This is a genomic window from Microvirga medicaginis, from assembly GCF_052658925.1.
Genome location: NZ_JBQWEL010000003.1, coordinates 156,909 through 170,956, shown reverse-complemented (window position 1 = coordinate 170,956; position 14,048 = coordinate 156,909). Strand labels below are relative to the sequence as shown.

Sequence of the window (14,048 nt, the reverse complement as noted above, 5' to 3'; positions counted from 1 at the left end):
TGGACCGTTGCCCCCCTCATGTAAGCGCGGCTTCATGTTTTGTTAGGGGCGGACAAGGCCAAGCTTGCGCATATTGCGCAGGGCCGCAGGGGCAATGCTCTTCAGTTCCGCCACATCGCGCCATTCCGCACCATGAACCTCCGACAGATCGGGACTGACGCCCCCCTCCTCCGTCCTCACGATGTAGCGGATATCGTGATGCCAGTGCTCAGGCTCACCCTTCTGAGGCCGAGCCGGGATGAGGTGGCTGTCGATATCGATGGGAATGCCGGAGACCTGATGCCATGGGTCGAGGGCAAGGCCCGCCACACCCGTTTCCTCGAAGGCCTCCCGCAAGGCGGAAGCCTCAAGGTTCTCAGGCGCCTCGTAATGCCCGCCCGGCTGCAGCCAGCGTGCGAGAGAGCGGTGGTGGATCAGCAGGATGCGACGACCTGCTTCATCCAGAATGAACGCCGACGTCGTGACGTGTCCGGGAAACGTGGAGCGGGAATGAATGTCATCCCCGTTTTCGATCTGCCGTCTCAGAACGATATGCCTTCCCTCGACGACCCCAAACACGCGGTCATGCTCATCAAGCAGATGCCTGATCTGCGCACGAAAGGCTGCCGGATTGAAACTGCCGCTCATTCTCCCTCCATCACCTTCGTGAACGCATCCTTGTAATCGGGATGCCAGCGGGAGAGCGCGGGGCGGTTCTCGATAATGTCCTCCGCAGCCCAGCGAATGCGCTTCTCATCCATCGCGCGGGTCGTCTCGTTGTCCGGGCAGAGCACGTAGAAATCGCCGCGTTCCAAAGCCGGCAGCAGGAAGTCGATGACCTCTTCCGGTGTCCAGGCACCGGCAGGCTTCTCGGTTACGCCCCGCGCCCGCGTGAGGCCCGTGAAGACGAAGCCTGGGATAAGGAGATGCGCTGTCACTCGGCAGTTCGGCCTGTTGCGCAGCTCATGGGCCAGCGCCTCCGTCACCACCTTCACGCCCGCCTTGGACACGTTATAGGCCGTGTCGCCGGGAGGCGTGGTGATGCCCTGCTTCGAGCCCGTGTTGATGATAGAGCAGGGCGTCCCCTGCTCGATCATCGCAGGCGCAAAGACCTGCACGCCGTTGATGACACCCCAGAGATTGGTTTGCAGAATGGCCTGCCAGCGCTGAGGATCGCCGAAGAGCTGACCGCCGCCTTCCGTGCCCGCGTTGTTCATCAGCACGGCCACCTCACCGAAGGCTGTGGTGACCTTCTCCCTCAGCTGTTCGACATCCTCACTGCGGCTGACATCGGTGGGAACGGCGATGACGTTCTGAGGATCCCCGCTAGCCCTTGCCACCTCCTCCGCCGCGCGCTGAAGAGCCTCGCCCGGCAGATCCGCGAGGCAGACCTTCAACCCGAGTTCCGCAAAGCGCTTTGCCGCCGCGAGCCCGATGCCGCTCGCAGCTCCGGTGATGACGGCTACGCGGTTGGGAGCGATTGCAGGATGATGAGCCATCGTTGGGGTCCTTTGCCAAAAGGTTCGCCAATGTTCGCGAAGTCCTTGAGTGCTGCCAATATTCAAGCTTGGCAAGCGGCGGCTCTGCCTCTCAACAGGAGCCTGCTGCCGCACAAGTGGTGCTGCGGGATGAGCTGCCAAGGGCAGGACACCCTTGCACGATCTTGTGAGCCATTGACGCGACAGAACAGGGCCGGTAGAAACAGGCCCATGATCACAGGCCGCACCATCTTCGTCAGCTATTATACGCCGTCCCCATAGGGCGGCTGCGTTTGGTTGCGACCTCACGATCCATGCCGCCGCATTCCGGCGGCGTTTTCATTTCGGGATCGGTCTCCGGTCTGCGGCTTTCTTAAAAAGCCCAGGAGACCCCAATGACACAGCCCCAATCTCTCTTTCTGAAGATGCTCGGCGAGCGCGGCTTCATTCATCAATGCACCGATCTCGCAGCGCTCGATGCGGCGCTCGGCGCGGGACCTGTCGCGGCCTATGTCGGCTTCGACGCGACGGCGGACAGCCTGCATACTGGGCACCTTCTGCCGATCATGGCCTTGCGCTGGCTGCAGAAATCGGGACACAAGCCGATCATCCTGATGGGCGGAGGCACGTCGCAGATCGGCGATCCGAGCTTCCGCGACGCCAGCCGTCCTTTGCTGAGCAATGAGCAGATCGCACAGAACAGCGCCGGGATAAAGAAGGTGTTCTCGCAGTACCTCACCTTCGGCGATGGCCCGACGGATGCCGTGATGGTGGATAATGCGGACTGGCTCGATCCGCTGCGCTACCTGCCGTTCCTGCGCGATTTCGGCACGCACTTCACCATCAACCGCATGCTGACCTTCGACAGCGTGCGCCAGCGACTCGAGCGCGAGCAGCCCCTGACGCTTCTCGAGTTCAACTACATGGTGCTTCAGGCTTTCGATTTCCTCGAGCTCTCACGCCGTCATTCCTGCGTGCTGCAGATGGGCGGATCGGATCAGTGGGGCAACATCGTCAACGGCATTGAGTTGGCACGGCGCATCGATCAGCGGCAGCTCTTCGGGCTAACGACACCGCTCCTGACGACCTCGTCGGGCACCAAGATGGGCAAGACGGCGGGAGGTGCGATCTGGCTCAACAATGAACGCCTGAGTCCTTATAAGTTCTGGCAGTTCTGGCGCAACACGGAGGACGACGATGTCGCGCGTTTCCTTCGCCTCTTCACCGAGCTGCCGCTCGACGAGGTTCAGCGCCTGGGCAAACTGCAGGGGTCGGAGATCAACGAGGCGAAGCGGATTCTTGCGACCGAGGTGACGCGCCTGGCTCATGGCGAGGAAGCGGCCCGCGAAGCAGCAGAAACGGCCCATCGCACATTCGCTGAAGGAGCATCGCCTGAAGGACTGCCCAGCATCGAGATTCCCGTTGCGGAGCTGGATCTCGGCATTCCTGTGGCAACTCTCCTTCAACGGACCGGTCTCGCCGCATCCCGCAGCGAAGGGCGGCGCCTGATCAAGGGCGGTGGAGCCAAGCTGAATGGCGAACCTGTCGATGACGAGAGTGCAACGGCAGCGACGTCAAACCTACGCGATGGCGTCCTCATGCTCACGGCAGGACGCAAACGCCATGCCCTGGTGAAGGCAATCTGATGCTGGCCTCTGGAGCCCTGTTCGCAATGCCATGAAAGAAAAAAGCCCCGCATCGGCGGGGCTTTTTCTTATTCGGCATCCGCGGATTTCAACGGATGGACATTCGTTTCGACCTCATCCTCGTCGAGGAGAACAGTGTCGTCGTCCTGCGAGTCGAGGCGGGTCTTCTTGCGCAGGGCGATGTACTTCTTCTGGATCTTGATGCGGCTTTCGCGGGCAATCTCGAGGGCGCCCTGCACGAGCGAGCGTTCGGCCTTCTCGTTCTGCAGCTCTTCCGTGAGGCGGCGATTGGCAGCCTCCAGCGTGCTGCGCTCCTGCTCGAAACGCTTGGTGAGCTGGTCGATGCGCTCGGTGAGGCTCGCAAGCTTGTTGTCGGAGCTCTCGATCTGGAAGTCCTTGGCGGCGATGGCCTTGTTGAGCATCTCCACGCGCTCTTGCAGCTCGATGCGCGAGCGCTGAAGCTCGTTGACCATCGCCACCTGACGCTCGACTTCCTGCTGGGTCGCTTCGAGACGGCGGTCGAGGGTATTCTTCTCGATCGTGGTCTCTTTGAGGTTGCGCTCGACTCCGCGAAGCGCCTCGTTCTTGTCGCGCAGCTGATCACGGGTATGGACCAGGATCTTGTCCGTGGCGGCAAGGCGCGAGTTGAGCCCCTCGATCTTCATGTCGAGCGCCGAGAGATCCGTCTGGTGCGAGGAACGCTCTGAATCGAGCTGCGTCTCGAGGCGCTGGCGCAGCACCTGCTCGGCCATGAGCTTGGTCTCCAGCTCGGAGGCGCGCTGGCGGGTGGCCTCGAGCTGGGTCTCCAGCTCGCCATAGCGGTTGGTGAGGCTGGAGAGGCGGTAGTTCTGCTCCTCCGCTACCTTCTGCAGGCGCTTCACCTCGTGATCAAGAAGACCGTTGCGCTCGCGGGTCTCGATGAGTTCGCGCTCGGCACGGGCGACCGTCTGATCGGCTTCCTGCGCCTCCAGGCGAAGGGCCTGGTTCTCTTCCGTGATGTTGCGGGCCCGCTCGGTCTCGATCGCCAGCTGGTTTTCAAGGTCGGCGACCGCCGCCTCCTTGTCCTTCACATTGAGGCGAAGATCCTCGATGTAGGATTCCTGCTCGCGGGTCTTGGACTCCGCCTTGCGGAGCTGAGAGACGGTGGCGGACAAATCATCCATGGTACGGGCATGGAGCGTGCCGAGATCGTGCAGCTCGCGCCGGAGCGCCGCCGTGCTTTCAGTCTCTTGCTTGAGGACCGCCTCCGTCTCCAGCAGGCGCGACTGAAGCTGGGGATAGCTGCGGATGAGATCGTTCACCGGCTCGTTCAGGAGGGCGAAGTCCTCCTTCAGGCTGCGGATCTCCTCCAGTCGGTCGATCATGTTGGCGAAGCGGACGCGGATCAGCTCGTTCTTTTGTCCCACCGAATCGAGTGCACCGTTGGGGCGCACCACGATAGGCTCCTTCTCCTGAGGAATCACCGCCGCAGCGGCCGAGGCCATAGACGCCGTTGCGTCAGACTGCACAGGCAGGACGCTAGCAATTTCTTCACCCGGCTTCTTGCCACCGAAACGGTTTCTGAAAGACGTCCAACCCGAAGACATGGTGCCGTCCCCTTTGCGCCTAATTGTCACACTTTGGGCATCTTTTAACCCAGAGTCAGGTCGGATGAAAACAAAATTTCGTTGCCTGACGATGTGACATAGTTACTCAACGGTAAGGGTCAATGGCCGCGAGAGGCGGCTCTGAAAACCTGCCTTTTCAAGGATTTCGGGCATTGGTCCACCGGTCGCCCAATCCAGCAGCTCGACCGTATGGACGATCGGGATCTCGGTTCCTTTTCCGATCTGGGTCATGCAGCCGATATTGCCGGTGGCGATCAAGTCGGGCCTAGTGCGCTCGATATTGGCCACCTTCCGGGCCCTGAGTTGAGCGGCGATCTCGGGCTGGAGCAGGTTGTAGGTGCCGGCCGAGCCGCAGCAGATATGCCCTTCCGGAACATCCTTTACCGTAAAGCCCGCCTTCTTCAGCAGGGTCTTGGGCTCGGTGCGAATGGCTTGGCCGTGCTGCATGGAGCAGGCGGAGTGATAGGCGACCACGAGATCGGTCTCCCGCACCGGCTCCATCAGGTTCAAAGTCAGGACATATTCCGTGACGTCCTTGGCGAGGCTTGAGACCCGGGCCGCCTTCTCGGCATAGGCCGGGTCGTCCCGGAACATGAAGCCGTAATCCTTGATCGTCGTGCCGCAGCCGGAGGCGGTGATGATGATGGCGTCCAATCCCTCCCCGTCCATCTCGGCGATCCAGGCGTCGATATTGCGCTTGGCGAATTCGTGCCCCTGCTGATCCCGGCCCATGTGATGTACCAGCGCGCCGCAGCAGCCCTCCCCCTTCGGCTGGACCACATCGACGCCATGCCGGTTGAGCAGGCGGATGGCCGCCTCGTTGAAGCCGGGCTTCAGCACCGGCTGGGCGCAGCCGGACAGAATTGCCACGCGACCGCGACGCTCACCCTCGGTCTTGAAGGTGCCCGGATTTTCGAAGGGTGAGCGGGCAGGCATATGGGCAGGGGCCAGATCGATCATCGCCTGCAGCCTAGACCCAAGGACGGGAAGCGCGCCGATCAGCCCTTGGAAGGGCTTTGCGAGCAGGGCTGCACCGATGGCGAGGCGGAAGCGCTTGGGATAAGGCAGGATGCGCGCGAGCAACCCGCGCAGAAGCCGGTCATGCCAGGGCCGCGTATAGGTCGCCTCGATATAGGCGCGGGCATGATCCACAAGATGCATGTAGTGCACGCCCGAAGGACAGGTGGTCATGCAGGACAGGCACGACAGGCAGCGATCGATATGCTTCACCACCTCGGGCGAAGCAGGCTTGCCGCTCTCCAGCATGTCCTTGATGAGATAGATGCGCCCGCGCGGTGAATCGAGCTCGTCGCCGAGGAGCAGGTAAGTCGGACAGGTCGCCGTGCAGAAGCCGCAATGGACACAGGTGCGGAGAATTTTCTCCGACGAAGCCATTGCTGGGTCTTTGAGCTGATCGGGTGTGAAATTCGTTTGCATCGTTTTATCTCAGATCGCCGATTGCCACTGGTTGATGGCATCCACCGGACGGATCAGCATGATGATATTGAGGGCGGGATCGTCGTGGATCCAGTACCCGACGACAGCCTCCGTTTCGGCATCTCAGACACCCGCATACATCCGGCCCGGATTGAGAATTCCAGACGGATCGAAGGACGCCTTGATGCCTTTCGTCAGCGTCATCAGCGTCTCGTTCTGCGGCTCGAACACGTCAATGGCCGAGCGGATTTCGGCCGGCGCGCGAACAAGCGTAGCGTGACCACCGAGTTCCTGAGTGATCTCCCGCAGCTGGGCAGCGCCTGCATCACCGCTCAAGGGAGTCGAAATCCAGATGAGGCCGCCGCCCCAATCATAGAACCACTGCGCTTCGAGCGATTGCGCAATCCGCTTCGTGAATTCGGGCCCCTTGGTCGGCGCCGTCGAGACGCGCCAGATCGCGCGGTCTGCGCCATTGTTGAGCACCGTCGCATCGCGCACCGATTGCCACACGGCTTCCGCACCCCTGCCCTCCAGGACATCGGTGGATCCGCCGAAGCGCTTGAGCAGGCGGCGCAGCTCGCCGAGCCGGTAATCGACCGAGACCGAGAATCCTTCAAGCCGGATCAGCGTGCTCGCGCCCGGCCTGTCGCGCCCCGGAATGTGGGCGGCACCCGTTACGTCGTAAGGTGAGCCGAGCGCCTGCGAGAGTGCCTCGATGGCTTGGGCATCCTTGAGACCGCGCAGCACGAATGTCGTCATGCGCTCCTGTTTGGGAAGCACCTTGAAGGTCACTTCCGTGAGGAAGCCAAGCGTGCCCCAGGAGCCGGCCATCAGCTTCACGAGATCGAGGCCCGTGACATTCTTCATCACGCGCCCGCCGGACTTCACCACTTCGCCGCGTCCGTTCACGAAGCGCACACCGATCAGGCTGTCGCGCGCGGCTCCTGCCATGATGCGGCGCGGGCCGGAGATGTTCATGGCTGCCACCGCGCCGATGGTGGGCTCCGCCCTCGTGCCGAGCAGCGGGCGATAATCCATCGGTTCGAAGGGCAGCTCCTGCCCCTTCTCGGCCAATGTGCGCACGACTTCGGACACAGGCGTTCCGCTGCGCGCGGAAATCACCATTTCCGCAGGCTCGTAGAGCGTAATGCCAGTTAAGGCCGCGGAAGAAATCGAGGCATCCGTCTGGTTGGGACGTCCCATCTCGGCCTTGGTGCTCTGGCCGGAAAGGCTGAGCAGGACGCCTTTCTCGGAAGCGTCACAGATGATCGCAGAGGCGTCCTGCTCGTCGCGGGGAAGGTGATTGGTCACGCAGCGAGCCTTCCTTCAAGGGGGAATACTTTGGCCGGGTTGAGCAGCCAACGCGGATCGAACACGCCGCGCACACACATCTGCTGCGCGAGATCGGCCTCGCTGAACTGGTATGTCATCAGATCGCGTTTCTCGATGCCGACACCGTGCTCGCCGGTGAGGCAGCCGCCCACTTCCACGCAGAGCTTGAGGATATCCTCGCCGGCCTTTTCCGCCTTTTCCATCTCGCCGGGCACGTTCGTGTTGAACATGACGAGCGGATGCAGGTTGCCGTCGCCCGCATGGAACACGTTGGCGACGCCGAGGCCGTAGGATTTTACGATCTCATCGATGCGCTTGAGCACGTAGGGCAACTGCCCCGTGGGAATCGTGCCATCCATGCAGATGTAATCCGCCACACGTCCCGTGGCGCCGAAGGCCGACTTGCGGCCCTTCCAGATCGCGGCGCTTTCGGCCTCCGATTGCGAGACCTTCATCGTCTTCGGCTTGAAGGGCTCAGCAATCGCCACGATGCGTCTGAGCATGTCGTCGATCTCCTGATCGGAGCCCTCGACCTCCACGATCAGCATGGCTTCCACATCGAGCGGATAGCCTGCATGGGCGAAAGCCTCGCAGATCTGGATCGCAGGCTTGTCCATGTATTCGAGCGCGACCGGAATGATGCCGGCCCCGATGATCGCCGCGACGCAGGCGCCCGCATCCTCCACCCTCTCGAAGCCGAAGAGCGCAGGCCGCGCGCCCTCCGCCGCACGAAGGATGCGTACGACGGCTTCCGTGACGACGCCGAGCTGACCCTCCGAGCCGCAGATGAGGCCGAGCAGATCATAGCCGGGGCTGTCGAGATGCTCGCCGCCGATCTCCACCACCGTGCCGTCGAGCAGCACCATGGTGACGCCAAGCAGGTTGTTGGTGGTCACACCATATTTCAGGCAATGCGCGCCGCCGGAATTCATGGCGATGTTGCCGGCAATCGTGCAGGCGAGCTGGCTCGACGGATCGGGGGCGTAGAAGAACCCTTCATAGGCCACGGCCTGGCTGATCCCGAGATTGGTGATACCGGATTGCACCCGGGCCGTGCGGCCCTCGAAATTGACATCCAGCACCCGGTTCATCTTGGCGACGCCGAGCACGATGGCATCGGCTTGAGGGATTGCCCCGCCGCAGAGCGAGGTTCCCGCCCCGCGGGGCACCACCTTCACCCCGTGCTCGTGGCAGAATCGCATGATGGCCGAGACCTCTTCCGTTGATGACGGCAGCACCACGGCCAGCGGTATCTGACGATAGGCGGTCAGGCCGTCGGTCTCGAAGGCCCGGCGCTCGTCCTCGGACGAGATCAGGGCTTCGGAGGGTACGAGCCGGCTCAAGCCCTCGATGATTTCCTTGCGGCGGGCCAGAATGGCCTCATCCGGCTTGGGGAATGCGATCGTCATGACACCCTCCCTGGGCGTTTTCCGGCTGCTTCCACGGCATGGCTGCCCTTCCCCACAAGGTAGCTGGCCTTGAGGGAATTTTCCAATAATGTAGAGCCTCTCTAGCGCATCATGCGGAAAAATGGACCCGATTTTCCGCAGGATGCGCCGCTAAACAATGAAGCGTCGGACGGGCCCCAAAAGTGCGTCCCACTTTTGGGTTCGATGCTCTAGGGTGGGACACTTGTCCAGATAAGGAGTTTTTGATGCGTTCCTTGATTCTCCCTGCCGCCCTGCTGCTCGCCGGGCTGGCCCAGGCCCAGTTCAATCACGCACAAGCCCAGGATGCCGCTGCCGGTGAAAAGGTGTTCGCTCAGTGCCGAGCCTGCCACCAGATCGGTCCGAATGCGAAGAACGCCGTGGGTCCCGTCCTGAACGGCCTCATCGGGCGTCATTCGGGTTCGGTCGAAGGCTACAGCTATTCCGCAGCCAACAAGAATTCCGGCATCACCTGGGACGAGGCGACCTTCCGCGAATACATCAAGGATCCGAAGGCCAAGATTCCTGGCACGAAGATGATCTATGCCGGCCTCAAGGACGAGCAGAAGATCAATGATCTCGTGGCCTACCTGAAGCAGTTCGACGCTCAGGGCCAGAAGGTTACCCAATGAGCGACCTGACCGTGAGCCGACCCGAGAAGCCTCGGGTCGGCCTTTTCGTGACCTGTCTCGTCGACCTGATGCGTCCCTCCGTGGGCTTTGCTGCCGTGAAACTCCTGGAAGATGCAGGCTGCATCGTCGAAGCTCCTGTCCAGACCTGCTGCGGCCAGCCTGCCTATAACTCGGGCGATCGAGGCACCACGCGCGACCTAGCAATGCGGATGATCGAAACCTTCCAAGGTTTCGACTATGTGGTGGCCCCCTCGGGCTCCTGTGCCGGCATGATCAAGAAACATTATCCGGAGCTTTTCGAAGAGGATCCGAACTGGCGTGCGAAGGCAGATGCGCTGGCCGTCAAGACCTACGAGCTCACGAGCTTTCTGGTGGATGTCCTCGGCGTCACTCAGGTCGATGCCTCCTTCGACGGTGCCGTGACATACCATGATTCCTGCTCCGGCCTTCGCGAACTCGGCGTGAAGAGCCAGCCGCGCAAGCTCCTGGCGAGCGTGAAGGGCCTTACCCTCGTCGAGATGAACGACAGTGACGTGTGTTGCGGCTTCGGCGGAACCTTCGCCGTGAAGTACAGCGACATCTCGGGCGCCATCGTCGATGCCAAGGCCAAGAACATCGAGGCCTCGCGCGCGCCGACCCTGCTCGCGGGCGATCTCGGCTGCCTCATGAACATGGCAGGCAAACTCAGCCGCGACGGCAAGCCTATCGAGGTGCGTCACGTGGCCGAGATTTTGGCCGGCATGACGGACGAGCCGGCCATCGGCCTCGCCAAGGACGCGTTGCGCAAGTAAAAACAGCCATGACCGTTCACACCACCTCTCCCCAGTTCAAGCAGAACGCCGCCCGCGCGCTTCACGACCCTCAGCTGCAGAAAGCGCTGAACAACGTGAAGCAGGGTTTCATCGACAAGCGTAAGGCAGCCGCCGACAAGCTGCCCGAGTTCGAGGCGCTGCGGGATTCGGCACGCGACATCAAGAACCATACGCTCGAACATCTCGACCTTTATCTCGAGGCCTACGAGGAGAAGGTGACGGCGTCGGGCGGCCATGTGCATTTCGCCCGCAATGCGGATGAAGCCCGCGAGATCATCCTGAAGATCTGCCAAGACGCCGGCGCGAAGACGGTGACCAAGGGCAAGTCGATGATCTCCGAGGAAATCGGGATCAATCACCACCTTGAGGCCAATGGCATTCGCCCCGTCGAGACGGATCTGGGCGAATACATCATCCAGCTGCGCAACGAGATGCCGAGCCATATCATCGCGCCCGCGGTGCATCTCAACGCCACCCAGGTCGAGCAGGATTTCCGGCGCGTGCACACGCATCTCGATGCCAAGCGCGATTTGTCGGAACCCGTGCAGCTGCTGACCGAAGCCCGTGCCGTTCTGCGCGAACGCTTCCTTGCAGCGGATGTAGGCATCACGGGCGCGAACTTCCTGGTGGCGGAGACCGGCACGTCGATCATCGTCACCAACGAAGGCAATGGCGACCTGACGCAGATTTTGCCGAAGACGCATATCGTGCTCGCATCCATCGAGAAGCTGGTGCCGACGCTCGAAGACGTGAGCCAGCTGCTGCGCGTTCTTGCCCGCTCGGCCACGGGCCAGGAGATGTCGGTCTACACCACTTTCTCCACCGGCCCCCGCCGCTCCAGCGATGCGGATGGCCCTGAGAATTATCACGTCGTGCTCATCGACAACGGGCGCTCCTCCATGCTCGGCACGAGCTTCGAGGAGATGCTGCGCTGCATTCGCTGCGGCGCTTGCATGAACCATTGCCCGGTTTATCACGCCGTGGGCGGACATGCTTATGGCTGGGTCTATCCTGGTCCCATGGGCGCTGTTCTGACACCCTCGCTGATCGGTGTCGACAAGGCGGGGCACCTGCCCAACGCCTCCACCTTCTGCGGACGCTGCGAGAGCGTGTGCCCCGTGCGCATTCCTCTCCCCAAGCTCATGCGTCATTGGCGCGAGCGGGAATTCGAGCGGCATCTCACGCCTGCCTCCGTGCGCTCGGGCCTGGGACTCTGGGGCTTCTTCGCGAAGCGCCCTGCCCTCTATCGCCTCGCCACCCGCGCCGCGATGGCGACACTTGGTTTCGCCGGACGCCAGCGCGGCCGCTTCAAATGGCTGCCGCTTGCGAAGGGCTGGACGAAGTATCGCGACTTCCCCGCTCCGCAAGGAGAAACGTTCCAGGCGCGCTGGAAGCGCGAGCGCAACGGGAGAACAGCATGACCAGCGCCCGCGACGATATTTTCACCAATATCCGCCGTTCTCTCGGCGTGAAGGGCAACGAGACCATCCGCAGGCAGATCGTTCAGGATCGGCTGGAGCGTGCGCCCCGCGGCGTCATCCCCGAGCGCGGGCAGGTCTCCGGCGAAGAGCGCATCGCTCTCTTCAAGACGATGGCCGAAGCCTCTCTTGCGACGGTTACCGAAGTGGCTGCCGCAATGGAAGTTCCGCAATCCATCGCGCTCTTCCTGCGCAACCACAACCTTCCGGCCAGCCTGCGCATGGGCGATGACCCGCGCCTGAAGGTGATGCCCTGGGGCGAGACGACGCTGGAGATCTCGCACGGCCCGAGCGAGGGCCGCGATCTCAATGCAGTGAGCCATGCCTTCGGCGGCGTGGCGGAGACCGGCACGCTGGCGATGATCTCAGGTCCGGAGAACCCCTCCACCCTCAATTTCCTGCCCGACAATCACATCATCGTGGTCTCGGCCAAGGATATCGCGAGCGATTATGAATCCGTGTGGAACCGCGTGCGCTTCGCCTTCGGCAAGGGCGGCATGCCCCGCACGGTGAACTGGATCACCGGCCCGTCCCGCTCCGGCGATATCGAGCAGACCCTGCTCCTCGGCGCCCACGGCCCCCGGCGGCTGCATGTGATCGTGGTGCGGGAGTAGGACGGACTCGAAAAGTCTGCGCAGAGGCATATTCTTGTCCTGCGCAGCTTGGAGGTCCCGATGCCCACTCGCCCGCTGATTTTTCGCAATCTTCGCTGGTCGGCCTGGGACGGCTGCGAGGAAGGCCTGGAGCATGTCAATGTGCGCCCGGCCGATGGCGGCTTGACCATCTCCGGCATGGTGATCGGCCGGGAGGATGGAACAAAGTTCGGCCTGCATTATCGGCTGAGAGTAGACTCCTCCTGGCGCACCAGAGCGGCCCATCTTCAAACGACATCGGGGCACGTTCTCGATCTGGAGAGCAATGGGCAAGGCAGCTGGATTGAGAACGGGAAGCCCAGGCCCGAGCTTCAGGGCTGCATCGATGTCGATATTCAAGCAACGCCCCTGACTAACACTCTGCCGATCCGCCGCCTGGAATGGGCGGCCGGGCAGACCGCCGATATTCGCCTCTGCTATATCGCAATCCCTGATCTGACCGTCTCGCCACGAGACCAGCGCTACACGGCGCTCAACCCCGGTGCCCTTTACCGCTTTGAGAGCCTCGGCAGCGGCTTCACGGTCGATCTGCCGGTCGATGAGGATGGGTTCGTACGGGATTATCCTGGCTTGTTCCGGCGCCTGGACTGACGGATTCTCCAGCCTGCGTGACAACTCCGCGCGCCCCCAAGCACTGGCGCTCGCCTAACTTTTCCGCTAAGTGTTTGAAATCAAAGGTAGTTTTTAATCATTCTAAACTAGAAAAACAAATGATTGTCTGTTCCTGCAACGTCCTCTCCGACGGCGATGTGAAAGCCTGCATGAAGCCCGGACCCGACTGCCCGCGTTCACCCGCGCAGGTCTATCGCTGTCTTGGCTGCAGCCCTAATTGCGGACGCTGCGCCCGGACGATCCGGGACATCATGGACAAGGCGCTTGCCGATGCAGGCGCAGCGCCTATCACCGTTTGCCAGAAGGGCTGCTGCCCTGCCTCCCTCGAAAAAGTGGCAGCCGAGCCGCATCTTTGAACAAAGAGGGTTTCACCCTAGTTCATAAATCCACTAAAGATGGGCCGACGTTTTTGTCGCCGTTTGGATGTGAGGGTAGGATGAAGGGTGATCCGAAGGTTATCGAGTATCTCAATCGCGGCCTGCGCAGCGAGCTGACGGCAGTCAACCAATACTGGCTGCATTACCGGCAGCTCGACAACTGGGGCTACAAGGACTTGGCCAAGACCTGGCGCAAGGAGTCCATTGAGGAGATGCACCACGCGGATCGTTTCATCGAGCGCATCCTCTTCCTCGAAGGCTTCGCCAACCTGCAGGTGCTCGATCCGCTGCGCATCGGCCAGAATATCCAGGAAATTCTCGAATCGGATCTTGCGGCAGAATATGACGCACGCAACCTTTACGGTGAGGCTGCCGCCTATTGCGAGAGCATCGGCGACCGGGTGTCGAAGAACCTCTTCGAAGAACTGATGGCTGACGAGGAAGGCCATATCGACTTCCTTGAAACCCAGCTCACCCTCGTCGAGCAGATCGGCGTCGAGCTCTATGCGCAGAAGCATATCGGCGGACTCGAGCACGACGATCACTAAGCCTCGAAACCCATTGTAACGAATGCACCG

Annotated in this window: 14 protein-coding genes and 1 pseudogene; 8 read left to right on the top strand and 7 right to left on the bottom strand. The window is 61.8% G+C overall.

Going from position 1 to position 14,048, the window contains the following annotated elements:
• Positions 1 to 42: 42 nt before the first annotated feature.
• Both ACUXUR_RS05945 and ACUXUR_RS05940 read right to left on the bottom strand, forming a co-directional pair.
• Complete coding sequence (locus tag ACUXUR_RS05945; RefSeq protein WP_445501426.1) at positions 43 to 627, bottom strand: NUDIX hydrolase; 585 nt, start codon at positions 625 to 627, stop codon at positions 43 to 45.
• Positions 624 to 1,478, bottom strand: coding sequence for an SDR family NAD(P)-dependent oxidoreductase (locus ACUXUR_RS05940; RefSeq protein ID WP_445501425.1), 855 nt, complete (start codon positions 1,476 to 1,478; stop codon positions 624 to 626). The genes ACUXUR_RS05945 and ACUXUR_RS05940 overlap by 4 nt, the downstream gene beginning before the upstream one ends.
• A 374-nt stretch (positions 1,479 to 1,852) precedes the next feature.
• Between ACUXUR_RS05940 and tyrS the strand changes: the two genes are divergently transcribed.
• Complete coding sequence (gene tyrS / locus ACUXUR_RS05935; RefSeq protein WP_445501424.1) at positions 1,853 to 3,103, top strand: tyrosine--tRNA ligase; 1,251 nt, start codon at positions 1,853 to 1,855, stop codon at positions 3,101 to 3,103.
• A 68-nt stretch (positions 3,104 to 3,171) separates the two neighbouring features.
• Here tyrS and ACUXUR_RS05930 read toward each other — a convergent pair whose 3' ends face one another.
• The 5 genes and pseudogenes from ACUXUR_RS05930 to ACUXUR_RS05910 form a co-directional block, all read right to left on the bottom strand.
• Positions 3,172 to 4,539 carry a chromosome partitioning protein ParA gene (locus tag ACUXUR_RS05930; protein ID WP_445501423.1) on the bottom strand — a complete coding sequence of 456 codons (1,368 nt, stop codon included), beginning with the start codon at positions 4,537 to 4,539 and terminating at the stop codon, positions 3,172 to 3,174.
• Positions 4,540 to 4,791: 252 nt separating this feature from the next.
• Entirely contained in the window at positions 4,792 to 6,147 is a 1,356-nt protein-coding gene (gene glcF / locus ACUXUR_RS05925; RefSeq protein WP_445501422.1) for a glycolate oxidase subunit GlcF, read from the bottom strand.
• A gap of 9 nt (positions 6,148 to 6,156) precedes the next feature.
• Positions 6,157 to 6,249: pseudogene (locus ACUXUR_RS05920) on the bottom strand (DUF2585 family protein); the annotation flags it as partial.
• Between the two features lie 21 nt (positions 6,250 to 6,270).
• Positions 6,271 to 7,458 carry an FAD-binding protein gene (locus ACUXUR_RS05915; RefSeq protein WP_445501421.1) on the bottom strand — a complete coding sequence of 396 codons (1,188 nt, stop codon included), beginning with the start codon at positions 7,456 to 7,458 and terminating at the stop codon, positions 6,271 to 6,273.
• Entirely contained in the window at positions 7,455 to 8,888 is a 1,434-nt protein-coding gene (locus ACUXUR_RS05910) for an FAD-linked oxidase C-terminal domain-containing protein (protein WP_445501420.1), read from the bottom strand. The genes ACUXUR_RS05915 and ACUXUR_RS05910 overlap by 4 nt, the downstream gene beginning before the upstream one ends.
• 245 nt (positions 8,889 to 9,133) lie before the next feature.
• On the opposite strand from ACUXUR_RS05910, the gene ACUXUR_RS05905 reads away from it, so the two are divergent.
• The 7 genes from ACUXUR_RS05905 (at position 9,134) to bfr (ending at position 14,018) form a co-directional block, all read left to right on the top strand.
• The gene (locus ACUXUR_RS05905; RefSeq protein ID WP_445501419.1) at positions 9,134 to 9,538 is read left to right on the top strand and encodes a c-type cytochrome; all 405 of its coding nucleotides are present in this window, start codon (positions 9,134 to 9,136) and stop codon (positions 9,536 to 9,538) included.
• The gene (locus tag ACUXUR_RS05900; protein WP_445501418.1) at positions 9,535 to 10,329 is read left to right on the top strand and encodes a (Fe-S)-binding protein; all 795 of its coding nucleotides are present in this window, start codon (positions 9,535 to 9,537) and stop codon (positions 10,327 to 10,329) included. Before ACUXUR_RS05905 ends, ACUXUR_RS05900 begins: the two co-directional genes overlap by 4 nt.
• Before the next feature lie 8 nt (positions 10,330 to 10,337).
• Entirely contained in the window at positions 10,338 to 11,771 is a 1,434-nt protein-coding gene (locus ACUXUR_RS05895; RefSeq protein ID WP_445501417.1) for a LutB/LldF family L-lactate oxidation iron-sulfur protein, read from the top strand.
• Entirely contained in the window at positions 11,768 to 12,442 is a 675-nt protein-coding gene (locus tag ACUXUR_RS05890; RefSeq protein WP_445501416.1) for a LutC/YkgG family protein, read from the top strand. Before ACUXUR_RS05895 ends, ACUXUR_RS05890 begins: the two co-directional genes overlap by 4 nt.
• A 60-nt stretch (positions 12,443 to 12,502) precedes the next feature.
• Complete coding sequence (locus ACUXUR_RS05885) at positions 12,503 to 13,072, top strand: putative glycolipid-binding domain-containing protein (RefSeq protein ID WP_445501415.1); 570 nt, start codon at positions 12,503 to 12,505, stop codon at positions 13,070 to 13,072.
• A gap of 119 nt (positions 13,073 to 13,191) precedes the next feature.
• Entirely contained in the window at positions 13,192 to 13,449 is a 258-nt protein-coding gene (locus tag ACUXUR_RS05880; protein ID WP_445501414.1) for a (2Fe-2S)-binding protein, read from the top strand.
• Positions 13,450 to 13,529: 80 nt separating this feature from the next.
• Complete coding sequence (bfr, locus tag ACUXUR_RS05875) at positions 13,530 to 14,018, top strand: bacterioferritin (RefSeq protein WP_445501413.1); 489 nt, start codon at positions 13,530 to 13,532, stop codon at positions 14,016 to 14,018.
• Positions 14,019 to 14,048: the final 30 nt, after the last annotated feature.